This is a genomic window from Nocardiopsis sinuspersici, assembly GCF_001998325.1.
Classification (GTDB): Bacteria; Actinomycetota; Actinomycetes; order Streptosporangiales; family Streptosporangiaceae; genus Nocardiopsis; species Nocardiopsis sinuspersici.
On sequence record NZ_MCOK01000001.1, the window covers coordinates 2,257,788 to 2,284,736 of the forward strand.

The window sequence follows — 26,949 nt, forward strand, 5'->3', positions numbered from 1 at the left end:
GGACCTGGGGTCATCGGACCTTCGAGCGCACAGACCACACATACGCCACCAAAGCCAACCCCGCCGCGGACACCATCACCACCGACATACTCACCAACGACGGCTCACCCGAAGCCGTCAACCCCGCCAACGACGCCACACCGCCGCCCAACGAGAACTGCAACGCACCCATCAACGCCGACGCCGTACCCGCCACCGTGGCCGGCTGACCGTCCAACGCCGTCACCGTCGCATTCGGCATGATGAACCCGACACTGAACATCATGAACGCCAACAACGTCACGATCATCCACAAAGAAGCCACACCGGTCAGCGCCAACACCACCAACACACCCACCGACGCCAACGCCAACATCAACCCCAGGCCCAGACGCCGCAACGTCTCCACACGACCCACCAGGAACCCGTTCGCCTGCGTCCCCGCCATCATCCCCAACGCATTCACCGCGAACAGCCCCGCGTACAACTGCGGCGAAGCACCGAACTCCGTCTGCGCCACGAACGAGAACGCCGACACATACGTGAACAACATCCCGAAACTCAACCCCAGCGTCAGCACCGGACCCATGAAACGCGGCTGACGCACCAGACCACCCACCGTCGACAACAGCGCACGCGGCCCCCGCCGACGACGGTCCTCCACCGGCAGACTCTCCGGCAACCACAGCAACACCAGCACAAAACTCAGCGCCGCCATCACCGCCAGCACCCAAAAACTCACCTGCCACGGACCCACCAGCAACAACTGCGAACCCGCCAGCGGAGCCAACAGCGGAGCCAGCATCATCACCAGCGCCAAACGCGAGAAGAACCGCACCGCGGCATCGCCCTCGAACAGGTCGCGCACCACCGCACGCGCGATCACCGCACCCGCGGCACCGGCCATACCCTGCACGAACCGCACCACGATGAACAGCGTCACGTTCGGCACGAACACACACAGCACCGACGTCACCGTGAACACGGCCACACCCGCCAGCAGCGGAACCCGCCGCCCGAAGGCATCACTCATCGGCCCGATCACCAGCTGGCCCACCGCCAGACCCAGCATCATCGCCGTCAACGTCAGCTGGACCCGCGCCTCACTCGTCCCCAGATCCCGGGTGATCTCAGGAAAGGCCGGAAGATACATGTCGGTCGCCAACGGCCCGGTCGCCGTCAGCACGCCCAGCACCAACACCAGCAAAGCAATCGACTTACGCGAAGGCGTCCATGGCCGGCTCCGCACCGGGGCCGACTCGGCCGCCCCCTGCTCAGGGGCCATGGAGGGGGAATCAGGGGACTGCACAGGCACTCCAGTTCGCAAAAGCGGGAAAGCCGAAAGGAAGGACTCCCACCGACGGGACTCCTCCATATCAACACCTCGACCCCGCGAACCGCCTCCTTTTTAAGCCACCAATCACCTGTGATGTCCGTTACGACCCGGACGGTTACCTTACGAGCCGGTCCAGCAACCGCACGACCTCAACCTCCGGGTCCTCCGTCAGCCCCCCGTGGATCGGCCCCGGCTGCACGATCGTGCTCCGCGGCGCGGTCAACCACCGAAACCGCTGACCCGGCCGCTCACGACCGGCCGCACCCGCCCCCGCGCCACCACGGCACATCACCTCGACCGCCTCCAGCGCACGCCGAACACCAGCCACGTCCACCTCAGGATCCACGGCCAACAACCGCACCTCGTCCAACGCCGAACGAGCCGCCAGAAACCTCCGCTCCTGGCAGTACACGATCACCCCGGCGTTCACACACTCACCGCGCTCCAACCGCGGCACCACCCGCAACAACGCGTACTCGAACACCGCGCGGTCGCGCTCCTCGCCCACACGACCGGTGGTCACCACATCGCTGTAACGCCTCACCCCGCCACCTCCGGCAACCAGGAACGATCAGCCACCCGCGTCAACAAGAACCGCACATACGCCTCACGGACCTCATCGGGAGAGTCGAACCCGGGCTCTCCCACCAACCACTCATCAGGCACCAGCCCCACCACACGACGCAGCAGGTCCTCATCCACCAGCGGCGCCAGCGCGGCGTCCGCGGCGGCCAGATCCGGGGAGACCCCCGAGAGCACGTGGTCGGAGGCGTCGTAGGCGCGGCCGGCGAACCTGTCGGCGTTGGCCCAGTTGTGGTGGAAGATCAACGTCGCGCCGTGGTCGATCAGATACGGGCTGCCGTGCCACAGGAGCATGTTCGGGTTGCGCCAGGAACGGTCCACGTTGCCGGTCAGGGCGTCGAACCACAGCACCCGCCCGGCGAAGACCCGGTCCACCTCGAAGGTCAGCGGGTCGAAACCGAGCGAACCCGGGAGGAAGTCCATCCCCAGGTTCAGCCCACCGCTGGCCTTGAGCAGCTCCTGCACCTCGGGGTCGGGCTCGCTGCGGCCGATCACCGCGTCGAACTCCACCAGGACCAGTTCGGGAACCGGCAGCCCCAGGGCCCGGCCCAGCTCACCGGAGACCACCTCGGCCACGAGCGTCTTGCGCCCCTGGCCCGCCCCGATGAACTTGACCACGTACATCCCCAGGTCGTCGGCCTCGACCAGCCCCGGGAGCGAACCTCCTTCGCGCAGCGGCAGCACGTACCGCGTCGCGATCACCTTTCTCAGCACGCGGACCAGCATAGGCACCGCCCGGCGCGGGCACGCCCCCGACGCCCGCGCGCCCAAGAGGCACCCGCACCCGGCGAAGGGCCTGAGCCGGACACAGGCGGGGGAATCGCCCCGGACCCGACCCCACCCCTGGACCTCACTCCCGCGGTGTCCGCCGAGCGGCGTTGAACGCGTTCCAGACACCCGGCCGTCATGACCGTGACGTACCGGCGCGGTTCGAGAGGAGCTTTTGGTGTCGGTGCGGCGAAGCCGCTCCTTTTTTCTTTGATTTGTTGTTTTTAAAAAGAAAGGCCACCTTTACGACGTAGATTTATAGTAGGTCACAAAGAGAGGGGGCCGGCGCCGGGCCGACCCCCTCCGCTGAAAACTCCGCTGGCTCTCTCCGGCCTAGAGGTTGTCCTGGGGCGAGTCACCCCACTCCCCCTCGCCCTCCCCCGGAGACGGGATCCTCGGCGTGGACGGGCTCCCCTCCCCGTCCTCCTCGGCCGGACTGGCCCCCTCCCCCGGCTGGCCCTGCGGGCTCTCCTGCGACTCCGAGGGCCGTGCGGACCCCGGCATCTCCGGCGGCGGGAACTGCAACATCCACCAGTACAGCAACGACACCAGCAGCAGGAGCAACAGCAGGACCAGGCCCAGACCGCCGATCAGCCACCAGTTGCCCTGCCCCGCGGCCACCGCGCTGTCCCGCCGTCCGCTCCAGGGCGCCCACCGCACCGACGCGCGCGGGCCCGCCCAGTGGGGCATCACCACCGGGCCGCGCGCGGCCACCCGGCCCGACCGCGCCGCCGCCTCCAGGAAGCCCTGCGCCGAGGTGGGCCCCTCGTGGGGCACGGCCACCCACAGCACCGAGCGCCCGTGCGTGCGGGCCGCCACCACGTCGGAGCTGGCGCGCACCGCGTCGGTGAAGCGCTCGCGCGCCGTACCGTCACCGGCGGCGTCGGAGTCCAGGACCGCCACGCTCACCTGGTTCCCCGAACCGTCCTGGCCCAGGTAGACCACGCCGAGGGAGGAGTCGCGCAGCCGCCCCAGCAGCCGGTAACCGCCCAGCTGGCGCGGATCGCTCTCGTTCAACCCCATCGTGGGAGCCGCCATGCCATTCCCCTCTCTGCCCGCCCCGACCGTCCGCTTCGCCGCGTTGTGTACCGGACTGGTTGCCCGCGGAGCGGGTAGTGTCACCACAGGTGAGGATCCACAACCTATCCGGTGCCCCCGCGTCGGGGCTCCCTGCTAGGAAGGCGGGACATGGCAGAGACCGGAAACGGCTCCGCGCCCTCCTCGGGCCCCGAGAGCAGCCCGGGTGAGCCGACCAGGCTGTTGCGCGCCGCACTGCACGAGGTGTCCACGGTCATCGTGGGCCAGGAGCGCATGGTGGAGCGCTCCCTCATCGCCCTGATCGCCAACGGCCACTGCCTGATCGAGGGTGTGCCCGGTATCGCCAAGACCCTGGCGGTCTCCACCCTGGCCCAGGTCACCGGCGGCTCCTTCGCCCGCGTGCAGTTCACCCCGGACCTGGTGCCCTCCGACATCATCGGCACGCGCATCTACCATCCCTCCACCGAGAAGTTCGACGTGGAGCTGGGCCCGGTCTTCGCCAACTTCGTACTCGCCGACGAGATCAACCGCGCTCCCGCCAAGGTGCAGTCGGCCCTGCTGGAGGTCATGGCCGAACGGCAGGTGTCCCTGGGCGGTATCACCTACCCACTCCCCTCCCCCTTCATCGTCATCGCCACACAGAACCCGGTCGAGTCCGAGGGCGTCTACCCGCTGCCCGAGGCCCAGCGCGACCGGTTCCTGATGAAGGTCAACGTCGGACACCCCCGCGCGCACGAGGAGATGGAGATCCTGCGCCGGATGTCGACCACCCCGCCCACCGCGCACCAGGTGCTCGACCCCGTCACCCTGGGCGAGTTGCAGGCCGACGCCCAGCGCGTACACGTCCACCAGCTCATCGCCGACTACGTGGTGCGGCTGGTCATGGCCACCCGGGAGCCCGAGAACCACCAGATGCCGGACCTGCGCCAGGTGCTGGAGATCGGGGCCAGCCCCCGCGCCACCCTGGGCCTGGTCTCGGCCGCACGGGCCCTGGCACTGCTGCGCGGGCGCGACTACGTGCTGCCCGACGACGTGCGGGTGCTCGCCCACGACATCATCGCCCACCGCCTGGTCCTCACCTTCGACGCCCTGGCCGACGGGGTCACCGCCGAACAGGTGGTCGACCGCATCCTGTCGACCGTGCTCGCGCCGCGGGTGATCTGGGACGAGCCACCCAGCGGGGAGACCGCCTCCTTCGCCTCCCCGAGGTGAGGTCCGTGACCACACCCGCGATCGGCACCGACCCCCGCCTGCGCGCCGCTCTGCGCCGCCTGGACCTGCGCATCGTGCACCGGCTGGAGGGGCTGCTGCACGGTGAGCACCTGGGCCTGCGCCTGGGCCCGGGGTCGGAGGCCGCAGAGGCCCGCGTGTACCAGCCGGGCGAGGACGACGTACGGCGCATGGACTGGTCGGTCACCGCCCGTACCACCACGCCCCACGTGCGCGACCTGGTCGCCGACCGCGAGCTGGAGAGCTGGACCCTGCTGGACCTGTCGCCGAGCATGAACTTCGGCACGGGCCTGCACTCCAAGCACGATGTGGCGGTCGGCGCGATGGTGGCGGCCAACCTGCTCACCCAGCGTGTGGGCGACCGGTTCGGCGCCCACTTCCTGCACCAGGGCAGGATCCGGCGCTGGCCCGCCCGCTCGGGCAAGGAGGCGCTGCTGGCGCTGCTGGCCACGGTGGCCGCCGCGCCGACCGGTGACGAGCGCGATCCCTCCCCGCACCAGGCCACCATGGCCGACGCGCTCTCGGACCTGGTGCGCACCCGTCGCCGCCGCGGCCTGCGGGTGGTGGTCTCCGACTTCCTGGACACGCCCGCCTTCGGCGGCGAGGTCACCTGGGAGCGCCCGCTGCGGCAGCTGGCCACACGCCACCAGGTCCTGGTGGTGGAGGTGGTCGACCCGCTCGAGATGGACGTGCCCGAGGTGGGGGACGTGAGCCTGCGCGACCCCCGCACGGGCAGGACGCGCGACGTGCGGCTGACCCGGGCGGTGCGCGAGCGCTACCGCCGGGCCGCCGCCGACCAGCGCGCGGCGGTACGCGACGCGCTGCGCCGGTGCGGAGTACACCACCTGCTGCTACGAACCGACCGCGACTGGGTACTGGACACGGCACGGTTCGTCATCCACCAGCGGCGGACCGCACACCACCTCGCCCGCCACACCCCGGCCGTCCCCAGATGAGGAGGAGGGCCACCATGGGACCCAACGAGGGCGCGGGCGCCGACCCGCGGGACAGAGCCTACGCAACGGGGGACTGAGCGATGACCTTCCTGGAGCCCCAGCGGCTGTGGTGGCTGCTCCTCATCGCCGTGCTGATCGGGGCGTACGTGTTCGCGCAGAGGCAGCGGCGCGAGTACACGGTGCGCTTCACCAACCTGTCTCTGCTGGACCAGGTGGCACCGCACCGCCCGGACGTGCGCAGGCACGTCCCGGCGGCGCTGTTCACGCTGACCCTGGGAGTGCTCATCACCTCGATGGCGGTGCCCGCGATGCCGGTGGAGCAGCCGCGCGAGCGGGCCACCATCATGGTGGCGGTGGACGTGTCGCTGTCGATGGCGGCCACCGACATCGACCCCGACCGCCTGAACGCGGCCAAGGAGTCGGCGCAGGGGTTCGTGGAGACGCTGCCGGACCGGTTCAACGTGGGGCTGGTGGCCTTCTCCTCGACGGCGACGGTGGTCTCCTCCCCCACCCACGACCACCAGGCGGTGATCGGGTCGATCGAGAACCTGCAGTTGGGCCCGGGCACGGCGATCGGCGAGGGCGTGTTCGCCTCCCTGGAGGCGATCCGCAGCTTCGACGAGAAGGCCCGCAAGGACCCGCCCCCCTCGGCGATCGTGCTCCTGTCGGACGGGGAGAACACCAGTGGGCGCGACATCTCGCAGGCGGCGGCGGTGGCGGCCGAACAGGAGGTACCGGTGTCGGCGATCGCGTTCGGCACCGGCGCGGCGATGATCGAGATCGACGGCTACCAGGTGCCCGCCGACATCGACAAGGAGGCGCTGCGCGGCCTGGCACAGGACACCGGCGGGTACTTCTACGAGGCCGAGAGCGAGAACGAGCTCAACGACGTCTACGAGGACATCGGCTCCTCGCTGGGTACCGAACTGGTGCACGAGGAGATTGTCACACGATTCGTGCTGGTGGCGATCATACTCGCGATGGCCACCTCGGTGACGTCGTTGCTGTGGTTCCAACGGCTCCCGTGAGGCCGGGGGTAGGCTCCAGAGCACCCGCACACCCCCGTTTAGTGACCTGGGTCACATCCCTTTAGGTGGGGTTTACACCTTTTCCGTCATGTCCACGGGTTAGCGTTGGCATGTTTTGTCATGCCCATTCACTTGAGGAACGATGCCGAACACACCCGCAGCACCGACGGCGATCTGCTTCGACCTGGACGACACCCTCATCGACGACCTCGCCGCGTCGTCCACAGGGCTCCGCGCGGTCATGGAGCGGCTCGGCCACCCCGACTTCGGTGCCGCGCGCAGTCTGTGGGACGTACAGACCGAGATCTCCTTCGGCTCCTACCTGCGCGGCCGCCTGAGCCTGGAACAACAGCGTCGCGAGCGCATCCGCGCCCTGGCGGTCCAGGCCGGGCACGCCGACATCGCCGACCAGCACTGCGACGACCTCTACCGCCTCTACCTGGACGCGCACCGCTCGGCCTGGCAGCTCTTCCCCGACACGATCCCCTCCCTGAACACCCTGGCATCGGCCGGATACCGCCTGGCCGTGGTCACCAACGGCATCGAGGCCCTCCAGCACGCCAAACTGCAGGCCCTGGAACTGACCCCCTACTTCCACGCCGTGGTGTGCGCCGACACCGCCGGAACGGGCAAACCCGACCCGCGCATCTTCCACACCGCAGCCCAGCGCCTGGGCGTGGACCCCACCTCCTGCTGGCACGTGGGCGACCAGATCCAGGCCGACGGCGTGGGGGCCGTGGCCGCGCGTATGCACCCGGTCATGGTCGACCGCCGAGGCCAGCAGCGCTTCGAGTCCGTGAGCACCATCACCAGCCTGGACGACCTGCTGCGCATGGTCGGCCTGCCCAGCGCGGTCCCCGCTGCGGGACCGCTGTGACCGCTACCTCCGCCGGAGAACCGCGACGGCGCGTCACCGCGCACCTGGTCACCGAAACGTCGGTGATCGGCGCCCGTGTGCTGTTCGGACAGGACCCGGCGGAGGTGGTCCGCGGCCTGGGCGGGCTGTCCCCGGACACGCCCCTGCACGCCGTGGACGTGCTCACCGAACTGGTGGAGGCCCCCGACGGCACTCCCCTGCACATCGACCGGGTGGTCTTCACCCGGCCCGGCCCCCGGGCGGCCTGGCCCTCGGCCGCCGCGGGAAGCGGCCTCTCGCCCTCCCCTGCCGAACTGGCCGCCGAAGAGGTGCTGCCCGAGGACCGCCCCCGGCTGCGCCGGTTCGCCTCCTACGGCATCGCCGTCGACCCCGGCGGCCGCGTGCTGCTGAGCCTGATCGCCGAGGGCTTCCCCGGCGCCGGAACCTGGCACCTGCCCGGTGGCGGCGTGGACGCGGGCGAGGACGCTCGCGCCGCGCTGCGGCGCGAGGTGGCCGAGGAGACCGGCCAGGACGGCCAGGTCGGCGACCTGATCACCGTCTCCAGCCACCACCGGAACCCGCCCGGCGGCCACGAGATCCACGCGGTGTGGGCGTTCTTCCACGTGTTCGTGCCCAGGCCGGGGCCGGCCAGGGTGCTGGAGGAGGACGGCTCGACCGCCGACTGCGGCTGGTTCACCCCCGAGGAGGTCGCCGGACTGCGCCTGTCCACGACCGCCCAGCGCGGCCTGGCCCACCTGGCACGGCACAGCCGCCCCTGAGCACACCCCGCTTCGGCACACCCCGCGTCGGAGCCCGGGTCACCCGCCCCCAGGCGTCAAAAACGCAGGGCGAAGAGCTCGCGCAGCCACCACAGGCCCGCGCCCAGCGCCAGGACCGCCATGCCGGTGATGACCGCGGGCAGCGGCAGGCTGCACGCCAGCACCACACAGCCCACCAGCCCGGTCAGGGGCACCACCAGCGGCGGACGCGGCTCGTCGGCCCCCAGCCTCAGCGCCGAGGCGTTGGTGATGGCGTAGTACACCAGGACGCCGAAGGCGGAGAAGGCGATGGCGCCGCGCAGGTCGGTGAACAGCACCAGGACGGCCACCAGCGCGGCGACCAGCAGCTCGGCCCGGTGCGGCACCCCGAACCGCTCGTGGACGACCGCGAGGGAGCGGGGGAGGTGCCCGTCGGCGGCCATCGCCGCGGTGGTCCTGGAGACGCCCAGGACCAGGGAGAGCAGCGCGCCGAGGCTCGCCATGGCGGCACCGGCGACCACCACCGGGGCCAGCCAGGGGAACCCGGCGACCTGGACTGCGTCGACCATCGGGGTGTCGGTGGTGGACAGGCGCTCACGGCCCAGCACGATCAGCAGGCCGGTACCGATGACCAGGTACAGCACGAGCACCCCGGCCAGGGACAGGTTGATGGCGCGGGGAATGGTGGTCTCGGGGTCGCGGACCTCACCGCCCAGGGTGGCCACGCGCGCGTACCCGGCGAAGGCAAAGAAGACCATCCCGGCGGCGCCCAGCACCCCGAAGGAGCCGGGCCAGGGCCCCAGGCCCTCCACCTGGGCCACGGCCGCCAGGCGCCCGCTGAGGACCATCGCCGCGACCGCGGCGGCCAGGACCGCCAGGACCAGGACCACCAGCACCTTGACCACCAGTGTGGAGCGCCTGATCCCCCGGTAGTCGAGCGCGGCGATCACGAGCAGGGCGGCCACCGCCACGGGCTTCTCCCAGCCCGGCAGGAGATAGGCGGCGAAGGTCAGCGCCATGGCGGCGCAGGAGGCGATCTTGCCCACGACGAAGGACCAGCCCGCCAGGTAGCCCCACAGCTCGCCCAGGCGCTCGCGCCCGTAGACGTAGGCGCCACCGGACTCGGGGTGGCGGGCGGCGAGCCTGGCCGAGGAGACGGCGTTGCAGTAGGCGACGGTGCCCGCGATGATGACGGCCACGGGCAGCCAGGCGCCCGCTCCCAGCGCGGCCGGGGCGAAGACGGTGAACACTCCGGCGCCGAGCATCGCGCCCGCGCCGATGGCGACGGCGTCCACGGTGCCAAGGACACGGGCGGGCCTGGCCTGGGGTCCGGAAGAGGTGGGCAACGGGTCTCCTTGCGTGGGTACTCCGGCGCGCACGCCGGTGGTAACGCGCCTTCCCCCGGGCACCTCCGGTAAAAGCGCGGCGCTACCTCGGACCGCGGCGGCGGGCCTGGTGTACCCGGCTGGCGCACGCTCCCCCGACACGGCCTGGTCGGGCACGGCGGCGCCCCGGCCGCTGGGGGCCGGGGCGGCCCCTCCGCCTCCCGGCGGTGGCCGTACCCGACTTCCGAGTGTGCCCGATCCCGGTGACCGGCGGGCGCAAACGACTCGTGGTGAAGGTGACCACTTCCGGTCCGCGCGGTGTCGGCCCGGTGCCCCGTACCCCAACGTCGCCGGTCACGCCAAGGGCCCGGACCGGCGACCGGTCCGGGCCCAGGCACCTGGGCGGCCCTCGTGATGCGACCACGGCGGCTCCCGCCCGGTCAGGTGGGCCGCCACGGAAGGCCGCTGTAGTCGTTGATGTCCGCGGCCGCGACCTGGCGGAGCTGGCGCGAGAGGTCGGACAGGGCGCGCGAGACCGCGAGCTCCTCCCCGATCTCGGGCACGTCCATGTCCGTGGGATGCTTGCGGGCCATCCCGTGCCCCCTCAGCGCCGTCCCGTCGTCGGTGGCCAGGCCCACCTCGGCCCAGGTCCGCGCGCTGTCGCCCTCGCTCTCCTCGGAGACGACGACGTCGACGTTCCAGCGCTTGGTCGTCTGCATGGCATCGGCCTCCTCCGCGTCCGCCGCGCCCGTACCGCCGGGCGGGTGTTCCACGTGTGCGTCCGGCCCCGGGTAGACCAGGGTGTCGTGTCCCCGCTCCGCGTCGGACCAGTGCACCTGGTACGGGGGCGAGCCCCCCAGCCCCCGGACCCCCGTGACGACACCCGTCCTGCGGTGGGCGTCCACACGTGGACTCTCGACCACCAGCCGGTCTCCTACCTGTGCTCGCATGGGTCCCCCACAAACGTCGGATACCTCCATCTTCACCACTCCGCGCACCCTCGGCCGGGAGGTTGGCGATTTCGTTCATGGGGGGATACGAGGTTTTTGCCCGGTCCGGCGGGCCTCCCGGGCCCTGGTAGCGTCACGGCGTGGCCCAGCACTACTTCGACTCCGATCCGGGCGCCGCCAGCCGCCCCTCCACCGCCGACCTGGTCCTGCCGGACCTGCACCTGCGGTTGCGCACCGACCGGGGCGTGTTCTCCCCCGACAAGGTCGACCTCGGCACACGGGTGCTGCTGGAGACGGTCCCGGCGCCGCCCGACCAGGGGCGCCTGCTCGACCTGGGCTGCGGCTACGGCCCCATCGCCCTGACGATGGCCTCGCGCGCGCCCCGAGCACACGTACTGGGCGTGGACGTCAACACCCGCGCCGTGGACCTGGCACGGCGCAACGCCGCCGAGCACGGGCTGGACAACGCACGCTTCGCGGCGGTGGGGCCCGAGGGCGCCCCGAACGCGGCGGCGGAGGACGGCGGGGACGACACGGCGGCTCCCACGGCCCAGGACCTGCTCGGCCCCTTCGACGCGGTGTGGTCCAACCCGCCCATCCGGGTGGGCAAGGACGTACTGCACGCGATGCTGCGCACCTGGCTGGGCCGGCTCACGCCCCAGGGCGTGGCCCACCTGGTCGTACAGCGCCACCTGGGCTCGGACTCGCTGCAGAAGTGGTTGGACTCACAGGGGCTGCCCGCCGAGCGCGTGGCCTCACGGGCGGGCTTTCGCGTGCTGGCGGTACGCCGTTCCCTCCCTTGAGGTACCTTTTGCCTGGATGTGCCAGGGTCCGTGCGTGCACACACACGCGCTGACCGGTACTCTGTGGCGGACAACCGACCACCGGGTCCACCCCGGACACACCCGTCGAGGAACACACCGCAGTTGAGCACGCAGTTGCGTCCCACGGACGTCAAACGCCTGAACCGCCAGTGGCGCAGGCGCACCGAGGGGCGCCTCGCCCTTCTCGTCGAATCGGTCACCCAGCCCTTCAACCTGGGGTCGATCCTGCGCACCTGCGCGACCTTCGGCGTCGACCACCTCTGGCTCACGGGCAACAGCGCCGACCCCGACGACCCCAAGGTCGGCAAGACCGCCCTGGGCACCGCCGCGAAGGTGGAGCACACGCGCCTCTCCTCCACCCCCCAGGCCCTGGCCGCCGCGCACGAGGCCGGCTACAGGGTGGTGGCGGTCGAGCTGGCCGGCGGCGCCGTCCCGCTGCACGCCGCCCCGCTGGAGGCCGACGTGTGCCTGGCGGTGGGCGCGGAGGACCACGGCTGCTCCCCCGCGCTCCTGGCGGGCGCGGACGCCCTCACCTACATTCCGCAGATCGGGCGGGTGGGATCGCTGAACGTGGCCGTGGCCACCGCGATCGCGCTCGCCGAGGCCCGGCGCCGCGAGTGGGCCTCCTTCGGCGAGGACGCCGACGCTCCCGCCGGGAACTGAGCGGCCGGGGAACTTTCTCCCGCGATTTTTCGTCCTTACTCCACAGCAGGCCACTCCCATCACACCATCAACGCGCACCAGGCGCAGAGAGAGGAACAGTGGACCCGTCCCGAAGTACCGGCAGCATCCTCGCAGGATGCTGTGACCCAGACGACGAGCCCCCTTCTACGAGGGGCGCGCACCTTCGTAGGAGCCGTGCCGCGAAGCGGACCCAGGCGGTGCGTGCCCGATGACGAGCACCATCCTCAGTGTCGCCTTCGGCGCTCTGGTGGTCTTCCTGATCACCGTGGCGACGGGCTACTTCGTCGCCCAGGAATTCGGCTTCATGGCCGTGGACCGCTCGCGCCTGCGGGCGCGGGCCGCAGCCGGTGACACCGGGGCCAAGCGGGCCCTGGACATCACCAGGCGCACGTCCTTCATGCTCTCCGGCGCCCAACTGGGCATCACCGTGACCGGGCTGCTGGTCGGCTACGTGGCCGAGCCCATGATCGGCCGGGGCGTCGGCGAACTCCTCGGCGTGGTCGGAGTCCCCGTGGGGACCGGCGTGGCCGTGGGAACCGTCCTCGCGCTGCTGTTCTCCACCATCGTGCAGATGGTCTTCGGCGAGCTCTTCCCCAAGAACCTGGCCATCGCCCGGCCCGAGCCGGTGGCGCGCTGGCTGGCGCTGTCCACCGGGATCTACCTGAGGATCTTCGGCCCGGTCATCTGGCTGTTCGACCAGGCCGCGATCCTGCTCCTCAAGGCGGTGCGGATCGAGCCGGTGGAGGACGTCCAGCACGCGGCGACACCGCGCGACCTGGAGAGCATCATCGCCGAGTCCCGGGAGAGCGGGGACCTGCCCGCCGAGCTGTCCACGCTGTTGGACCGCACCCTGGACTTCCACGACCGCACCGCCGGGCACGCGATGATCCCGCGTCCGGAGGTGGCCACCGTGGAGGAGGGCGACCCGGTCAGCCGGGTCGTGGAGCTCATGGCCTCCGACCACTCGCGCTTCCCGGTCCTGGGCAACGACGTGGACGACATCGTCGGCGTCATCTGCCTGCGCGACGTACTCGCCCTGGGCGGCCGCGACCTGTCCGACGTCAAGGTCAGCGAGGTGGCCCGGGAGACGGTGATGGTGCCCGCGTCGCTGCCGCTTCCGGTGCTGCTGGACCGGCTGCGCGAGGCGAACGAGGAGTTCGCCTGCGTCGTGGACGAGTACGGCGGCCTGGCCGGGGTCATCACGACCGAGGACCTGGCCGAGGAGCTCGTCGGCGAGATCGCCGACGAGCACACCCCGGAGGAGGAGTCGCCCGCCTACCTGGAGGGAGAGGGCTCCTACCTGGTTCCGGGCGCGCTGCACATCGACGAGGTCGAGCGCCTGATCGGCCACGACCTGCCCCCGGGCGACTACGAGACCGTGGGCGGGCTGGTCATCCACGAGCTCCACCGGCTGCCCGAGGTGGGCGACCAGGCCCAGATCCGCCTGCCCCGCCCCACCAGCGCACACGAGGAAGACCCCGACATGGCGCTGAACCTGACCGTCAACACCGTGCACAGACACGTTCCGCACACGGTGGAGCTGCGCCTGCGCGAGGCGGTCGAGAACGGAACGGAGGTGCACGCGTGAGCGACATGAACGTGTGGCTGGCGCTGGTGCTGACCGCGGCCATCATCGCCCTGAGCGCGTTCTTCGTGGCCATCGAGTTCGCGCTGGTGGCGGCCCGCCGCTACCGGCTGGAGGAGGCCGCGGAGACGAGCGTGTCGGCGCGGGCGGCCCTGCGCAGCGCACGCGACCTGTCACTGCTCCTGGCCGGCTCGCAGCTGGGCATCACGCTGTGCACTCTGGCGCTGGGCGCGATCTCCAAGCCCGCCGTCCACCACCTGATGGAGCCCTTGTTCACGGGTCTGCCGCACGCGGTGTCGACGGTGGCCTCGTTCGTGCTCTCGCTGATCGTCGTGACGTTCCTGCACCTGGTGGTGGGTGAGATGGCGCCCAAGTCCTGGGCGATCTCGCACCCGGAGAGGTCGGCGACCCTGCTGGCCATCCCGATGCGGGCCTTCATGTGGCTCACCCGGCCCCTGCTGCTGATGCTGAACGGCATGGCCAACTGGTGCCTGCACCGCTTCGGTGTGAACGCGATGAACGAGATCTCGGCCGGCCACGGCCCCGAGGACGTGCGCGAGCTGGTGGAGCACTCGGCCAAGGCCGGGGCGCTGGACGCCGAGCGGCGCGACCAGCTGGCCACCGCGCTGGAGGTCAACTCACGCCCGCTGGACGAGATCGTCACCCGGCGCGAGGAGATCGCCTCGGTGGCCCCCGAGGCGGACGTGGAGGAGATCAAGCGGGTCTCGCGGGAGTCCACACACCTGCGCCTGGTGGTGATGGAGCGGGGCGAGCCGGTGGGCGTGCTGCACGTGCGCGAGGCGCTCACCGACACCCCGGGCACCACGGCGGCCGACCTGATGCGCCCGGTGCTCACCCTGCACTCGCAGACGCCGATGTACGCGGCGATGAGCATCATGCGGGAGAGCCGCAGCCACCTGTCCCTGGTGGAGGCGGACGGGGAGCTGATCGGCCTGGTCACCCTCCAGGACATCCTGGACCGCCTGCTGCTGCTGGAGACGGCCGCCTGAGACCGTGGGGCGAGGGGCCGGAAGGGGCACAGCGCCCCTTCCGGCCCCTCCCGGGTGTCGGGGAGGACCACCACGGGACCCGGCGGTGGACCCTCGCCCGCTCCCCGGCCCACGGTGGGTCCTTCGACCGCGCGGGCCTACCCCTCCACCGGACCGGACCGGCGTGCCGCCCGTTCGGCCTCGTCCGCGCGTGCGGCCAACACGCGCAGGCGGTTCCACACCCACACCGTCGCCACCGCGACCACCACCGCCCCGAACACCGCCGGAACCCGCAGGTCCACCCGGCCCAGGAGGCCGCCCGCCAGCGCGCCCAGGGGCAGCAGTGAGAAGGACAGCACCTTCTTCGCGCTCAGCACCCGGCCCATCAGAGGCTCGGGCACCACAAGCTGCACCATTCCCGCCGCGAGCACACCGGCCAGTGTGCTCACCCCGGCCAGGGACGACCACGCCACCGCCGCCACCCACGCGTTCGGCGCGAAGGCGAACACCACGCACAGCCCCGCCTGCCCCAGGAACCCGGCCGCCAGGACCGGGAACCGGCCGAACCGCTCACCGGCCCGGGACGACAGCGCGGCACCGATGACCGCGCCCACCGCCGCCACCGCCAGGAACACCCCGAACAGGGGCTCGGGCACCCCGAAGTGGTCCTGGACCACCAGCACGAACACCCCGGCCAGCGCTCCGGCGCCGAAGTTCGCCACCGCGACGAACAGCACCAGCGCCCGCAGCGGCACGTCCCGCCACACGAAGCGCAGCCCCTCGGCCAGGTCGGAGAGGACCGGTCCCACCACGGGCGCGCGCACGCCGTGCACGGGAGTACCGGGAGGCCGTGCCGACCGCGCCCCCGGCCCCCGGGCGGCCAGGGGCAGTCCGAGCAGGACCACCGCCCCCAGGATCCAGGCGCCGGCGTTGACGGCCAGGGGCAAAGACGCCGCCACCGCGAACAGGAACCCGCCCAGCGGAGCCCCCACGAACTCCTGGGCGACCTCGCGTCCGGCCACCAGTCGGCCGTTGGCCCGGTCCACCGCGCCCCGCGCCAAGGAGGGCAGGACCGCACGCCCGGCCACGTCGTAGAAGACCTCACAGGTCATGACCGTGAACATCACCAGGTACAGGAGCGTGACGGTGGCCTGCCCGGCGGTCGTGAGGACCGCCAGGGCGACGATCACCGCGGCCCGCACCAGGTTGGCGGCGGCCATCGTCCGGACCCGGTCGAAGCGGTCGGCGAGGACCCCGGCGAACAGGCCGAAGAGCAGCCAGGGCAGGTAGCGTGCGGCCGCCAGTCCCGCGACGGCCAGGGGATCGTCGGTGAGCGCCGCCGCGAGCACGGGCAGCGTGGTGAGCATGACGCCGTCGGCGAGGTTGCTGGACACACAGCCCGCCCAGAACCGGTGGAAGGGCGCGCCGAACCGGGGAGGGGGCGGGGAGGGTTCGGCCGACAACACGGTTCCTTCGGGGGCCGGGACGGGCGGGCATCACCCTAGCGCCCCCAGGGCGGCGGTGCGCGCGGCGCTCCTGGTACCGGTGGTGGCCGGTCCGGGCGGCCCCGGACACGACCGAGGGGGAGGGCGCGCGTCGCGCCCTCCCCCTCGGCTGGCGGTGCCTAGACGGCCTTGGCCGTCAGGTTCACCTCGATGTTGCCGCGGGTGGCGCGGGAGTAGGGGCACATCTGGTGGGCGCCCTGGACGAGCTCCTCGGCCTTGGCCTGGTCCACGCCCGGGATGGTGACGGTGAGCGTGACGGTCAGGTCCATGCCCTCGTCGGACTTGCCGAGGCTGACCTGGGAGTCGATGGTGGAGCCGTCGACGTCGATCTTCTCCTTGCGGGCGACCGCCTTGAGGGCGCCGTGGAAGCAGGCGCCGTAGCCGACGGCGAAGAGCTGCTCGGGGTTGGTGCCGACGCCGTCGTCACCGCCCATGCCCTTGGGCACGGACAGGTCGACCTCCAGGCGGCCGTCGTCGGTCCTTCCGCTGCCCTTGCGACCCTCACCGGTGACGGTGGCGTTGGCGGTGTACATCACGTCGTATGCCATGTTTGCCTCTCTCGTTGGCGACACGCGGTCGCCGTGGTTGGAGCGGTCGGTCCGGAGGGCGGCCTCAGCAGGTAATGTGCCTGCTGGAGACCGTCTCCACCGAACGTGTGATCTGACCGAGCGCGTCCCGTAGCGCTGCGGCCTGGTCCGGGGGCAGGTCGGCGGCGCACAGGACACGGTCGGGGACCCCTTCGGCGCGTGCACGCAGCTCCTCGCCCTCACGCGTGGCCGAGACCTCCACGACGCGCTCGTCGGTGGCGCTGCGCTCGCGGGTCAGCAGCCCTGCGCCCTCCAGGCGGCGCAGCAGCGGCGAGAGCGTTCCCGAGTCCAGGTGCAGGGCGCGGCTGAGCTCCTTGACGGTGAGTGTCCCGCGCTCCCACAGCACGAGCATGACCAGGTACTGCGGGTAGGTCAGCCCCAGGTCCCCCAGCAGCTCCCGGTACAGCCCGGTCAGGGCACGGGAGGCCGCGTAGAGGGAGAAGCACAGCTGGTTGTCCAGGGCGAGGGGGTTGTCCCCTTCCGCTTCGGCCACGGTGTTCCCTTCCACGCGTACGGGACCGCCGGTCGGGCACCACCGTAACAGAAATCGATTGGGCGCAACATGATAGGGCGCAACTTTTCTGCGCGCCGCCCCGTGCCCGCGCCCCGCACCGGGACGCGGGCACACATGCTCACAGGAAGCGGACCCCCTGGGCCAGCGGCAGCTCACCGCCGTAGTTGACCGTGTTGGTCGCCCGGCGCATGTAGGCCTTCCACGCGTCCGATCCCGACTCGCGTCCCCCGCCGGTGTCCTTCTCCCCGCCGAAGGCACCACCGATCTCCGCACCGGAGGTACCGATGTTGACGTTGACGATCCCGCAGTCCGACCCCGCCGCGGACAGGAACCGCTCGGCCTCGGCCTGGTCCTGGGTGAAGATCGCCGACGACAGGCCCTGGGGCACGCCGTTGTGCATCCGCACGGCCTCCTCCAGGGTCCGGTAGGACATCACGTACAGGATCGGAGCGAAGGTCTCCTCCCCCACCACCGCGGTCTGGCCGGGCATACGCACCACCGTGGGCTCGACGTAGTAGGCCTCGGCGGCCTCCTCCGCCAGGCGCCGGCCACCGCCCACGAGCACCTCGCCGCCGTCGGCGCCGGCGCGCTCCAGCGCCTCGCACATGGCCGTGTACCCGCGCTCACCCACCAGAGGACCCACCAGGGTGGACTCATCGAAGGGATCGCCGATCCGGTCGCGCAACTGCTTGTAGGCGTCCACGACGCGCTGGGTGACCTCCTCGACCACGTCCTCGTGCACGATGAGGCGGCGCAGGGTCGTGCAGCGCTGGCCCGCGGTGCCGGCGGCCGAGAAGACGCTGCCGCGCACCACCAGGTCCAGGTCCGCCGACGGGGCGACCACCGCGGCGTTGTTGCCCCCCAGCTCCAGCAGGTAGCGGCCCATGCGGGCGGCCACCCTGGGCGCGACCGAGCGTCCCATCGCCGTCGAACCGGTCGCCGACAGCAGCGCCACACGGTGGTCCTCCACCAGGGCCTCCCCGACCTCCCGTCCGCCCAGCACCACCTGGTGGACTCCCGGGGGCGCGCCGACGTCGGCCGCCGCGCGCATGAGCAGGCCGTGGCAGGCCAGCGCGGTCAGCGGGGTCAGCTCCGAGGGCTTCCACACCACCGTGTCGCCGCACACCAGGGCCACACACGTGTTCCACGACCACACCGCCACGGGGAAGTTGAACGCGGTGATCACACCGACCACGCCCAGCGGGTGCCAGGTCTCCATGAGCCGGTGGCCGGGCCGCTCGGAGGGCATGGTGCGCCCGTACAGCTGCCGGGACACACCCACGGCCAGATCGCAGATGTCGATCATCTCCTGGACCTCGCCCAGGGCCTCGGAGCGGATCTTGCCCGCCTCGATGGTCACCAGCTCGGCCAGGTCGTCCTTGTGCTCGCGCAACAGCTCACCGAGCCGGTGTACGAGCCGCCCGCGCACGGGGGCGGGGGTGTCGCGCCAGGAGGAGGTGAAGGTCTCGTGGGCCGTGTCCAGGGCGCGCTCCACGGAGGCGGCGCCGTCGTGGTCCAGGGGGAAGAGCTCCCGCCCGGTGATGGGCGTCCTGGCCGCGCCGGCGGACCCGGCCGGCCCGGCCGGCTCACGCGGCCGGTCGAGGCCGCACCGCTCCAGGGCGGCCCGTGCGCGCTCGGCGAGGACCTCGGTGTCGGGGAGGGCGAAAGTGGACATGTGTTTCTCTCTCCGTTGAGAGGGGCAGCGGTCACTACACACACTGCCAAGTCCGAACCCCCCGGTCCACCCCCGACGTCTCATCCCCGCGCCAGGCCGTGCTCTGCCCGCTACGACCGGATTCGTACGGCGCTAGACTCACCTGGCCCCTCCCCCGACCGCGACCGGACACCTTGCGAGAAGATAGCGACCCCTTGCCCCACCACACCAGCCCCGAAGAAGAGCGCGCCGACCTCCCCGAGGCGCGCTCGATCCTGACCCGCTCCGGTTTCGGCGCCGCCGATCCCCTGTTCAGTGCCGACCTACGGGCGAGCGGCGACCTCTCCCAGGCCCGGGACGTGGTCATCGCACACGCCTCCCGGCTGTGGACGGAGGCCGCACGCGACGGATCCGACGACCGCCCCCTGTACTGGGCACGGCTGGTGCTGACCGCCAGACTGCGGTCCTGGCAGCCGGACTTCCCCCTCTCCGACGCCGAGCGCGCCGAACTGCTGCACCTGCTGGAGACCGGCTCACGCGGTATCACCGACCTGGACTTCCCACCCGGCGACCGGTGGATCCGGGTGATCGTGACCGGCTTCGACCCCTTCGGTCTGGACGAGGACCCCGAGTGCTCCAACCCCTCCGGCGCGGCGGCGCTGGACCTGAACGGGTGGACCTTCCCCGTGGGCGAGCACACGGCCGTGGTACGTACCGCCGTGTTCCCGGTGCGCTGGGCCGACTTCGACGCGGGCCTGGTGGAGGAGGCGCTGGCCGACTGGTACGGGCGCGCGGACGCGGTCGTGACACTCAGCCGCGGACGGCCCGGCCGCTTCGACCTGGAGGTGTGGAACGGCGCCTGGCGCGGAGGGGGCGAGGACAACCTGGACGTGTCGTGCACGGGGAGGATCCCCGTTCCGGACGCCCCGGAGTGGACGCGCTCCTCACTGCCCCATGAGCAGATCACGGCGGCGGCGGACCAGAGGCCCCACCCGGTGGCGGTCAACACCGAGGTCGCCGAGGTTCCGGCGGGCGGCGACGAAACGGTGTGGTGCCCGGACGGCCCCACCGAGGGTTCGTCCGCGCGGTCCGGAGGCGGCGGGGACTACCTGTCCAACGAGATCGCCTACCGCAACACACTGCTGCGGGACAGGTCCGGGCAGCAGGTCCCGGCCGGGCACGTGCACCTGCCCCTGGTCGGGGGCCCGGACGAGGAACCGGAGGAGAGCGCCGCGGTCCTGGCCCAGGTCCGTCTGATCGTGGCGGCCGTGGCCGCCGACGCGGCGCGGACGAGGGAGTGGGGCAGCGCACGGGCGAAGGGCTGAGCCCGGCCCCGGCGAAGCGGAGACCGCCCGTGGTGCCGCCGCCGTGACCACGGGCGGGTGCCGCGGCCGCGGCACCCGCACCTGTCAGTAGGTGGACACGGAGCCCTCCTCCAGGACGGCGAAGATCCCCGCCGCCCCGTAGAAGAAGAACATGACGATCCACAGGGCGATCCCGGCGCCGAAGAGCACCCAGGAGATGAGGGTGCAGGTCTTGGCGGCCTGGGGGTTGGTGCTGGTCATGGTCAGGGCGACGATCGCCAGGATGAGGCCCACGATCGCCAGGGCCCAGCACAGGCACAGGCCGACGACGTTGGCGATGAGGGCGCCGATGGCCGGGCCCTGGCTCGCGGGCTGCTGCGGCGGATGGAATCCGGAGCCGCCGTACCAGCCTCCCGGGGGCGGAGGGGGACCGCCGAAGCCTCCGGGCGGCGGGGGGTACTCTCCGCCGCCCCCGCCGGGAGGCGGATAACCACCGCCGCCCCCGCCGGGGGGAGGGTAGCCACCGCTGCCTCCGCCGGGGGGCGGATAACCACCGGTTCCGGGACCGTAGCTCATGGGTGCCTTTCGGGGGAGTCCGGGGCGGGTACCCCGGAGGGATGTGACGGCCTCTCAGTATCCCAGGCCCCTCCGGTGCGCCCGACACCCCGTTCGCGACACAGAGTCACCGTTTCGCCGCGGAATGATTCACACATGGGCGGACCGCTCGGATATGGTCCCCTGGTGGCTCTCACCTCTCTGCGACGAAAAATCTCCGTCAGCGCCGCCCTTGGCCTGCTTCTGGTCCCGGGCTGCCATGCCGTGGAACAGGCCCCGCCCTACGCCGAGGCCGTCAGGACCTCACCCGACGACATGGCCGGGGTACAGGCACGGACGGTGACGGTGGCCACCGACCACAGCGTGGTGGGCTACCGCTATCCGATGCTGGGCGGCGCCCACCCGATGACGGTGGAGACGCGTACCCGCATGGCCCGGCGGCAGACCGCCTTCCTGGAGGACCTCCCGGACCGGGGCACACCCGAACTGCACCAGGACGCGACCATCCTGGCCGCCTCCCCCGACGTGGTGGGCGTACGGCTGACCGCGACCACCACGGTCGGGGCGGAGGAGACCTTCGAGGCCCACACCCTCTGGTACGACGACGACAGCGGCGAGGTACTGCCGTGGACGTCGCTGTTTCGCGACGAGCAGGCGATCCGGCAGGCCCACATGGCGGTCGCCGAGGTGCTGGAGGAGGGCTACAACCTCCCCACCCGGCAACTGCCCGGCCTGGTCGGCGAGGTCGCCCGGGGAGGAGGCGGGGAGAAGGACGGCGCGACGCCGGGAACCGCGAGCCTGGACGAGGACGCCACACCCTCCGGCGACCCGCGAGGCGAAGGAAGGCCCCGGGAACCCGGCCTGGCCGACCCAGAGCGGGCCCGCGAGGCGGCCGACCACTGGGCGGGCTCACCGCTGGAGGACCTGGCCTTCAGCACGGCGGGCGGCCTGGCCGTGCGGATGGACCCCTCCCGGATACCCTCCGCGGGCCGGACCGAGGAGGTACTGGTGCCCGTGGAACCCCAGGACACCGAGGAACTGCTGTCCGAACTGGGCTACCAGGCCCGGGAGGCCGCGCTGTCGGGCAACAACGCCGACGACGACCTGCCGCTGGGCGAGGAACTCAGCGCCCAGGGGCACACCCTGGACTGCGCGCGACTCAAGTGCGTGGCGCTGACCTTCGACGACGGACCCGGCGAGCACACCGGCACACTGCTGGACATCCTGGACGAGTACGACGCCCGAGCCACCTTCTACGTCCTGGGATCGCTGGTGGACGAGTTCCCCGACCCGGTGCGGCGGATGGCCGAGGAGGGCCACGAACTGGGCAACCACACCTGGAAGCACGGCGACCTGGCGCGGATGTCGGGCAACGAGATCCGCAAGGACATCAAGCGCACCAACGAGGCCGTGCGCGAGCTGACCGGCTCCGTTCCCCCGACCATCCGGCCGCCCTACGGATCGCTGGACGGGACGGTGCGCCGGTCGGTGGACCAGCCCCTCATCCTGTGGGACGTGGACACGCTGGACTGGAAGAACCGCGACAGCGACGCCGTCAGCGAGTACGCGCTGACCCACAGCGTGCCCGGGAGCGTGGTGCTCTTCCACGACATCCACGAGACGTCGGTGCAGGCGATCCCCGCGGTCCTGGCCGGGCTGCACCGGCAGGGCTACCACTTCGTCACGGTCACCGACCTCTTCGGCGCCCCGGGCCTGGAGCCGGGCGACGTGTACACCGACGCACAGGTGCCCTGACACCGCCGACGCCCCGCCCCAGGACGGACCACGGCGCCTGGGGCGGGGCGGGCCCGTGGACCGAACGCGCCCGCCTTCGAGGCCTCTCCAGTTCTCGCGCGCCTTTGTCACGGGTGTCGGCGACGGGAATTCGCATGTACGCCTGACGTGAAACTCGCCGGGACCACCGCAATGGGATAGGTTGCGTTTTCGGGGGCCGGAAAACGCCTTTCGCAAATCATTCCAAATAGGAAAATCCACCTTTTCCTATTGATCTTCACCCATTCCCGCACGGAGGCACGAGCAGTGGCACCAGCGAAAACCGAGGCCGAGGAAGAACAGGGAACAACGCCCAGGGGAACCCTCGTCAACTGGATCACCTCGACCGATCACAAGATCATCGGGTACATGTACATCATCACCGCCTTCGCCTTCTTCCTGCTCGGCGGCGTCATGGCGGTGCTCATACGCACCGAGCTGTTCCTCCCGGGCATGCAGGTCGTGTCCACCGACCAGTTCAACGCGCTGTTCACCATGCACGGCACGATCATGCTGCTGATGTTCGCGACCCCGCTGTTCATCGGATTCGGCAACGTCATCATGCCGTTGCAGATCGGCGCCCCCGACGTGGCTTTCCCGCGAATGAACCTGTTCAGCTACTACCTGTTCCTGTTCGGCAGCCTCATCGCCGTCAGCGGGTTCCTCACCCCCGGCGGCGCGGCCGACTTCGGCTGGTTCGCCTACACGCCCCTCTCGGGCCCGGTCCGCTCACCGGGCCTGGGCGGTGACCTGTGGGCCCTGGGCCTGGTCGTGTCCGGCCTGGGCACGATCCTGGGCGCGGTCAACTTCATCACCACCGGCCTGTGCATGCGCGCGCCGGGCATGACGATGTTCCGCATGCCGATCTTCACCTGGAACATCCTGCTCACCTCGGTGCTGGTGCTCATCGCGTTCCCGGTGCTCACCGCCGCCCTGATCGCCCTGGCCGCCGACCGCATCGTCGGCACGCAGGTCTACCACCCCGAGCACGGCGGCGCGATCCTGTGGCAGCACCTGTTCTGGTTCTTCGGCCACCCCGAGGTGTACATCATCGCGCTGCCCTTCTTCGGCATCGTCACCGAGGTCATCCCGGTGTTCAGCCGCAAGCCGATCTTCGGCTACAAGGGCCTGGTAGCGGCCACCGTCGCCATCACCGGCCTGTCGGTGACGGTGTGGGCCCACCACATGTTCCCCACCGGCGCGGTCCTCCTGCCGTTCTTCTCCTTCATGAGCTTCCTCATCGCGGTGCCCACCGGCGTGAAGTTCTTCAACTGGATCGGCACGATGTGGCGGGGCCAGATCAGCTTCGAGACGCCGATGCTGTTCGTCATCGGGTTCCTGGTGACCTTCCTGTTCGGCGGACTCACCGGGGTCCTCCTGGCCTCACCGCCCATCGACTTCCACGTCACCGACTCCTACTTCGTGGTGGCCCACTTCCACTACGTGGTGTTCGGCACCGTGGTGTTCGCGATGTTCGCGGGCTTCTACTACTGGTGGCCCAAGTTCACCGGCACCATGCTCAACGAGGCCTGGGGCAAGTTCCACTTCTGGCTGCTGTTCCTGGGCTTCCACGGCACGTTCCTGGTCCAGCACTGGCTGGGCGCCGCGGGCTTCCCGCGCCGCTACGCCGACTACCTGGTCTTCGACGGCTTCACCGAGCTGAACCAGATCTCCTCGGTCTCCTCGTTCGTGCTGGCCGCCTCCACGTTGATCTTCTTCTGGAACGTCTACATCACCGCGAAGAAGGCCCCCCAGGTCGGGGTGGACGACCCGTGGGGCTACGGCAACTCCCTGGAGTGGGCGACCTCCTGCCCGCCGCCCCGGCACAACTTCGCGTCGCTGCCGCGGATCCGCTCCGAGCGGCCCGCCTTCGACCTCAACCACCCGTACGCGGCGGGGGAGTCCACGGCCGCCGGGAGCGGCACCTCCCGGGAGCACTGACCCGGCGGCGGGGCGGCACGCGCCCCGCCGCTCACAGGAGTCTGCGCAGCAGCTTCTCCTTCAGGTCGGTGATCGGCGCGTAGGCGACCTTCATGGTGTCCATGAACAGCGACTTGTCCAGCACCGACTTGGTGTGCGAGAAGGTGTCGACGGAGGCGACGGAGTGGTAGGCGCCCATACCGCTGTCCCCCACACCGCCGAAGGGCAGCTCGGGAACGGCCAGGTGGGCGACGGGCAGGCCGAAGGCCAGACCGCCCGAGGAGGTCTCGGTGGTCAGCCGGCGCTTGGTCTCCTCCGAGTTCGTGAAGCCGTACAGCGCCAGCGGCTTGTCGTGCTCGTTGACGAAGGCGATGGCCGCGTCCAGGTCGGGGATCTCCACGATCGGCAGGATCGGCCCGAAGATCTCCTCGGACATCACCGCGGAGTCCGGATCCACCCCGCCCAGGACGGTGGGGGCGATGTAGAGCTCCCCGCGGTCGTGCCGTCCGCCGGCGACCACGGTGCCGCTCTCCAGCAGCGCGGTGAGCCGGTCGAAGTGGCGCTCGTTGACGATGCGCCCGTAGTCGGCGCTCCGGGCCGGGTCGTCGCCGAACATCTCGGTGATGGCCGCGGCCAGCTCCCGCTGCAGGGGCTCGGCGGTGCCGCCGACGGCGAGCACGTAGTCGGGGGCCACACAGGTCTGCCCGGCGTTGGTGAACTTGCCCCAGGCCAGACGGCGCGCGGTGGTGGCCAGGTCCACGCCGGGCTCGACGACGACCGGGCTCTTGCCGCCCAGCTCCAGGGTGACGGGGGTCAGGTGCTTGACCGCGGCGGCCATGACGATACGGGCCACGGCGCCGTTGCCGGTGTAGAAGATGTGGTCGAAGCGCTCCTCCAGCAGGGCGGTGCTCTCGAGGACGCCGCCCTCCACGACCGCGACCGCCTCGGCGTCCAGGTAGCGGGGCACCAGCTCGGCCAGGGCGGCGGAGGTGGCGGGGGCGAGCTCGCTGGGCTTGACCAGGGCGGCGTTTCCGGCCGCGATGGCGCCGACCAGGGGCGCCAGGGACAGGTTCACCGGATAGTTCCACGGCGAGACGATGAGCACGGTACCCAGCGGCTCGCGCACGCGGCGCGCCTTGGCCGGAGCCAGGGCCAGGGGCACCGACACCCGCTGGGGGCGCAGCCAGGAGGCCAGGTGCCTGAGGGTGTGGTCGATCTCGTTGACCACGAAGCCGATCTCGGTGGTGTGCGCCTCCACCGGGCTCTTGCCCAGGTCGGTCCTGAGGGCCTGCTCCAGGGTGGTGCGCTCCTCGGTGAGCAGGCGGCGCAGGGCGCGCAGCTGGGCGCGGCGCCAGGCGATCGGCTTGGTACGGCCGGAGGCGAACGCGGCACGCAGGCGGGCGACGATCGGAGGGATCTCGGTGGTCAGGGTCAGCGGCTCACCGGACTGCGGCGCGGTGGCGTTCCCGACGGCTCGTGCGTTCGAGGTGTTCGTCATGGGGTGATGTTAAACGAAACACTTTCGTTTCGAAAGAGGGTCTGGCATAGGATTCCGGACATGACCACGGACCATCTGCCGGACGCGCCGCACGCCCCCCACCGGGGAAGGCCACGCGACGCCAGCCGGGACCGCGCGCTGATGGACGCCACCCTCACCGAACTCCAACTGCACGGCTACAGCGGCCTGACCACCGCCGCCGTCGCCAGACGTGCCGGTGTCTCCACCGCCACGCTCTACCGGCGCTGGCGCTCCAAGGAGGACCTGGTCCTGGGGGCCTCCCAGACCTGGGCCGAGGAACTGGGCCCCGACCACGACACCGGGAGCCTGCCCTCGGACCTGGCCGCCCTCCTGCACGACAAGGCCGCCGCCCTGGACGGCCCCTCCGGGCGCCTGCTGCGCGCCGTGCTGGGCGAGGCCGCCCACAACCAGGCACTCGCCGACGTGCTCATGGAGCAGTTCGTCCTACCGCTCCAGGCCCGTGTCGAGGCGCTCCTGGCCCGGGCCGCCGACCGGGGCGAGATCCCACCGGGACAGGACCCGCTGGTGGTGGGCGAGATGGTGATCGGACCGATGGTCAGCCACACCTTCCTCATCCCGCACACGCCCGGCTCCCGGCCCGGCACGGACATGGCCGAACGGCTGCTGCCCTACCTGCTGCGCGCCCTGGGCGCACGAACCGCATAGGCCCGAAGCCGCGTCGACGCCCACCGGGCGGGGCTGACCGGCCGACCTCGCGTGAGGAACGCGT

25 protein-coding genes and 1 pseudogene are annotated in these 26,949 nt (G+C 71.2%); 13 read left to right on the forward strand and 13 right to left on the reverse strand.

Annotated elements, in window-relative coordinates; genetic code table 11:
• Positions 1-10 precede the first annotated feature (10 nt).
• The 4 genes from NOSIN_RS09705 to NOSIN_RS09720 all read right to left on the reverse strand — a co-directional run bounded on the left by NOSIN_RS09705 (position 11) and on the right by NOSIN_RS09720 (position 3,703).
• Complete coding sequence (locus tag NOSIN_RS09705; RefSeq protein WP_143832904.1) at positions 11-1,264, reverse strand: multidrug effflux MFS transporter; 1,254 nt, start codon at positions 1,262-1,264, stop codon at positions 11-13.
• A 166-nt stretch (positions 1,265-1,430) separates the two neighbouring features.
• Positions 1,431-1,859 (reverse strand): DUF3037 domain-containing protein, encoded by a 429-nt coding sequence (locus NOSIN_RS09710; protein WP_077690417.1) that lies wholly within the window; start codon positions 1,857-1,859, stop codon positions 1,431-1,433.
• Positions 1,856-2,623 carry a HipA family kinase gene (locus NOSIN_RS09715; protein WP_077690418.1) on the reverse strand — a complete coding sequence of 256 codons (768 nt, stop codon included), beginning with the start codon at positions 2,621-2,623 and terminating at the stop codon, positions 1,856-1,858. The genes NOSIN_RS09710 and NOSIN_RS09715 overlap by 4 nt, the downstream gene beginning before the upstream one ends.
• Before the next feature lie 375 nt (positions 2,624-2,998).
• The gene (locus NOSIN_RS09720) at positions 2,999-3,703 is read right to left on the reverse strand and encodes a hypothetical protein (RefSeq protein WP_077690419.1); all 705 of its coding nucleotides are present in this window, start codon (positions 3,701-3,703) and stop codon (positions 2,999-3,001) included.
• A gap of 150 nt (positions 3,704-3,853) precedes the next feature.
• Here NOSIN_RS09720 and NOSIN_RS09725 point away from each other — a divergent pair, with 150 nt between their 5' ends.
• The 5 genes from NOSIN_RS09725 (at position 3,854) to NOSIN_RS28100 (ending at position 8,552) form a co-directional block, all read left to right on the forward strand.
• A complete protein-coding gene (locus tag NOSIN_RS09725) occupies positions 3,854-4,915 on the forward strand; it encodes an AAA family ATPase (protein WP_077690420.1) in 1,062 nt (353 codons plus the stop codon).
• Positions 4,916-4,920: 5 nt separating this feature from the next.
• Positions 4,921-5,889, forward strand: coding sequence for a DUF58 domain-containing protein (locus tag NOSIN_RS09730; RefSeq protein WP_077693518.1), 969 nt, complete (start codon positions 4,921-4,923; stop codon positions 5,887-5,889).
• Between the two features lie 80 nt (positions 5,890-5,969).
• Positions 5,970-6,917 carry a VWA domain-containing protein gene (locus tag NOSIN_RS09735; protein ID WP_077690421.1) on the forward strand — a complete coding sequence of 316 codons (948 nt, stop codon included), beginning with the start codon at positions 5,970-5,972 and terminating at the stop codon, positions 6,915-6,917.
• A 142-nt stretch (positions 6,918-7,059) separates the two neighbouring features.
• Positions 7,060-7,794: an HAD family hydrolase gene (locus tag NOSIN_RS09740; protein WP_077690422.1), complete on the forward strand. Its 735-nt coding sequence runs from the start codon at positions 7,060-7,062 to the stop codon at positions 7,792-7,794.
• Positions 7,791-8,552 carry an NUDIX hydrolase gene (locus NOSIN_RS28100; protein WP_077690423.1) on the forward strand — a complete coding sequence of 254 codons (762 nt, stop codon included), beginning with the start codon at positions 7,791-7,793 and terminating at the stop codon, positions 8,550-8,552. The genes NOSIN_RS09740 and NOSIN_RS28100 overlap by 4 nt, the downstream gene beginning before the upstream one ends.
• Positions 8,553-8,608: 56 nt before the next feature.
• On the opposite strand, the gene NOSIN_RS09750 is transcribed toward NOSIN_RS28100, so the two are convergent.
• From NOSIN_RS09750 to NOSIN_RS28260, 3 genes and pseudogenes are all read right to left on the reverse strand, one after another.
• Positions 8,609-9,877: an APC family permease gene (locus NOSIN_RS09750; protein ID WP_077690424.1), complete on the reverse strand. Its 1,269-nt coding sequence runs from the start codon at positions 9,875-9,877 to the stop codon at positions 8,609-8,611.
• 419 nt (positions 9,878-10,296) lie between these two features.
• Positions 10,297-10,575, reverse strand: coding sequence for a DUF1876 domain-containing protein (locus NOSIN_RS28255; protein ID WP_455430051.1), 279 nt, complete (start codon positions 10,573-10,575; stop codon positions 10,297-10,299).
• Between the two features lie 63 nt (positions 10,576-10,638).
• Positions 10,639-10,836, reverse strand: a pseudogene (locus NOSIN_RS28260) (DUF1918 domain-containing protein); the annotation flags it as partial.
• 110 nt (positions 10,837-10,946) lie between these two features.
• Here NOSIN_RS28260 and NOSIN_RS09760 point away from each other — a divergent pair.
• From NOSIN_RS09760 to NOSIN_RS09775, 4 genes are all read left to right on the forward strand, one after another.
• Positions 10,947-11,609, forward strand: coding sequence for a class I SAM-dependent methyltransferase (locus tag NOSIN_RS09760; RefSeq protein ID WP_077690426.1), 663 nt, complete (start codon positions 10,947-10,949; stop codon positions 11,607-11,609).
• A gap of 123 nt (positions 11,610-11,732) precedes the next feature.
• Positions 11,733-12,293, forward strand: coding sequence for a TrmH family RNA methyltransferase (locus NOSIN_RS09765; protein ID WP_171986575.1), 561 nt, complete (start codon positions 11,733-11,735; stop codon positions 12,291-12,293).
• A gap of 229 nt (positions 12,294-12,522) precedes the next feature.
• Complete coding sequence (locus NOSIN_RS09770; RefSeq protein WP_077690428.1) at positions 12,523-13,902, forward strand: hemolysin family protein; 1,380 nt, start codon at positions 12,523-12,525, stop codon at positions 13,900-13,902.
• The gene (locus NOSIN_RS09775; protein ID WP_077690429.1) at positions 13,899-14,909 is read left to right on the forward strand and encodes a hemolysin family protein; all 1,011 of its coding nucleotides are present in this window, start codon (positions 13,899-13,901) and stop codon (positions 14,907-14,909) included. Before NOSIN_RS09770 ends, NOSIN_RS09775 begins: the two co-directional genes overlap by 4 nt.
• A gap of 137 nt (positions 14,910-15,046) precedes the next feature.
• On the opposite strand, the gene NOSIN_RS09780 is transcribed toward NOSIN_RS09775, so the two are convergent.
• The 4 genes from NOSIN_RS09780 to amaB all read right to left on the reverse strand — a co-directional run bounded on the left by NOSIN_RS09780 (position 15,047) and on the right by amaB (position 19,169).
• On the reverse strand, positions 15,047-16,354 hold the full coding sequence (locus tag NOSIN_RS09780) for an MFS transporter (protein ID WP_143832905.1): 1,308 nt from the start codon (positions 16,352-16,354) through the stop codon (positions 15,047-15,049).
• 158 nt (positions 16,355-16,512) lie between these two features.
• Positions 16,513-16,941, reverse strand: coding sequence for an organic hydroperoxide resistance protein (locus NOSIN_RS09785; protein ID WP_077690431.1), 429 nt, complete (start codon positions 16,939-16,941; stop codon positions 16,513-16,515).
• Between the two features lie 64 nt (positions 16,942-17,005).
• Complete coding sequence (locus tag NOSIN_RS09790) at positions 17,006-17,473, reverse strand: MarR family winged helix-turn-helix transcriptional regulator (protein WP_077690432.1); 468 nt, start codon at positions 17,471-17,473, stop codon at positions 17,006-17,008.
• A 139-nt stretch (positions 17,474-17,612) separates the two neighbouring features.
• Complete coding sequence (amaB, locus tag NOSIN_RS09795) at positions 17,613-19,169, reverse strand: L-piperidine-6-carboxylate dehydrogenase (protein ID WP_077690433.1); 1,557 nt, start codon at positions 19,167-19,169, stop codon at positions 17,613-17,615.
• A gap of 194 nt (positions 19,170-19,363) precedes the next feature.
• Between amaB and NOSIN_RS09800 the strand changes: the two genes are divergently transcribed.
• Complete coding sequence (locus NOSIN_RS09800; protein ID WP_077690434.1) at positions 19,364-20,473, forward strand: C15 family peptidase; 1,110 nt, start codon at positions 19,364-19,366, stop codon at positions 20,471-20,473.
• Positions 20,474-20,557: 84 nt separating this feature from the next.
• On the opposite strand, the gene NOSIN_RS27465 is transcribed toward NOSIN_RS09800, so the two are convergent.
• Entirely contained in the window at positions 20,558-21,028 is a 471-nt protein-coding gene (locus NOSIN_RS27465; protein WP_193371900.1) for a hypothetical protein, read from the reverse strand.
• Between the two features lie 135 nt (positions 21,029-21,163).
• Between NOSIN_RS27465 and NOSIN_RS09810 the strand changes: the two genes are divergently transcribed.
• Both NOSIN_RS09810 and ctaD read left to right on the forward strand, forming a co-directional pair.
• Positions 21,164-22,762 (forward strand): polysaccharide deacetylase family protein, encoded by a 1,599-nt coding sequence (locus NOSIN_RS09810; protein ID WP_077690435.1) that lies wholly within the window; start codon positions 21,164-21,166, stop codon positions 22,760-22,762.
• A gap of 285 nt (positions 22,763-23,047) precedes the next feature.
• Positions 23,048-24,721: an aa3-type cytochrome oxidase subunit I gene (gene ctaD, locus NOSIN_RS09815; RefSeq protein WP_077690436.1), complete on the forward strand. Its 1,674-nt coding sequence runs from the start codon at positions 23,048-23,050 to the stop codon at positions 24,719-24,721.
• A gap of 31 nt (positions 24,722-24,752) precedes the next feature.
• On the opposite strand, the gene NOSIN_RS09820 is transcribed toward ctaD, so the two are convergent.
• Complete coding sequence (locus NOSIN_RS09820) at positions 24,753-26,198, reverse strand: aldehyde dehydrogenase family protein (RefSeq protein WP_077690437.1); 1,446 nt, start codon at positions 26,196-26,198, stop codon at positions 24,753-24,755.
• Positions 26,199-26,258: 60 nt separating this feature from the next.
• Between NOSIN_RS09820 and NOSIN_RS09825 the strand changes: the two genes are divergently transcribed.
• The gene (locus tag NOSIN_RS09825) at positions 26,259-26,885 is read left to right on the forward strand and encodes a TetR/AcrR family transcriptional regulator (protein WP_077690438.1); all 627 of its coding nucleotides are present in this window, start codon (positions 26,259-26,261) and stop codon (positions 26,883-26,885) included.
• The last annotated feature ends 64 nt before the right edge of the window (positions 26,886-26,949 follow it).

What these genes read in the sequence shown, in the direction of transcription:
- NOSIN_RS09735 (WP_077690421.1), top strand. Translation starts at nt 5,970, where the DNA reads ATGACCTTCCTGGAGCCCCAGCGGCTGTGGTGGCTGCTCCTCATCGCC.
- NOSIN_RS09825 (WP_077690438.1), top strand. Translation starts at nt 26,259, where the DNA reads ATGACCACGGACCATCTGCCGGACGCGCCGCACGCCCCCCACCGGGGA.
- NOSIN_RS09720 (WP_077690419.1), bottom strand. Translation starts at nt 3,703, where the DNA reads ATGGCGGCTCCCACGATGGGGTTGAACGAGAGCGATCCGCGCCAGCTG.
- NOSIN_RS28255 (WP_455430051.1), bottom strand. Translation starts at nt 10,575, where the DNA reads ATGCAGACGACCAAGCGCTGGAACGTCGACGTCGTCGTCTCCGAGGAG.
- amaB (WP_077690433.1), bottom strand. Translation starts at nt 19,169, where the DNA reads ATGTCCACTTTCGCCCTCCCCGACACCGAGGTCCTCGCCGAGCGCGCA.
- NOSIN_RS09810 (WP_077690435.1), top strand. Translation starts at nt 21,164, where the DNA reads ATGGGCGGACCGCTCGGATATGGTCCCCTGGTGGCTCTCACCTCTCTG.
- NOSIN_RS09715 (WP_077690418.1), bottom strand. Translation starts at nt 2,623, where the DNA reads ATGCTGGTCCGCGTGCTGAGAAAGGTGATCGCGACGCGGTACGTGCTG.
- NOSIN_RS09705 (WP_143832904.1), bottom strand. Translation starts at nt 1,264, where the DNA reads ATGGCCCCTGAGCAGGGGGCGGCCGAGTCGGCCCCGGTGCGGAGCCGG.
- NOSIN_RS09785 (WP_077690431.1), bottom strand. Translation starts at nt 16,941, where the DNA reads ATGGCATACGACGTGATGTACACCGCCAACGCCACCGTCACCGGTGAG.
- NOSIN_RS09770 (WP_077690428.1), top strand. Translation starts at nt 12,523, where the DNA reads ATGACGAGCACCATCCTCAGTGTCGCCTTCGGCGCTCTGGTGGTCTTC.
- NOSIN_RS09820 (WP_077690437.1), bottom strand. Translation starts at nt 26,198, where the DNA reads ATGACGAACACCTCGAACGCACGAGCCGTCGGGAACGCCACCGCGCCG.
- NOSIN_RS09725 (WP_077690420.1), top strand. Translation starts at nt 3,854, where the DNA reads ATGGCAGAGACCGGAAACGGCTCCGCGCCCTCCTCGGGCCCCGAGAGC.
- NOSIN_RS27465 (WP_193371900.1), bottom strand. Translation starts at nt 21,028, where the DNA reads ATGAGCTACGGTCCCGGAACCGGTGGTTATCCGCCCCCCGGCGGAGGC.
- NOSIN_RS09740 (WP_077690422.1), top strand. Translation starts at nt 7,060, where the DNA reads ATGCCGAACACACCCGCAGCACCGACGGCGATCTGCTTCGACCTGGAC.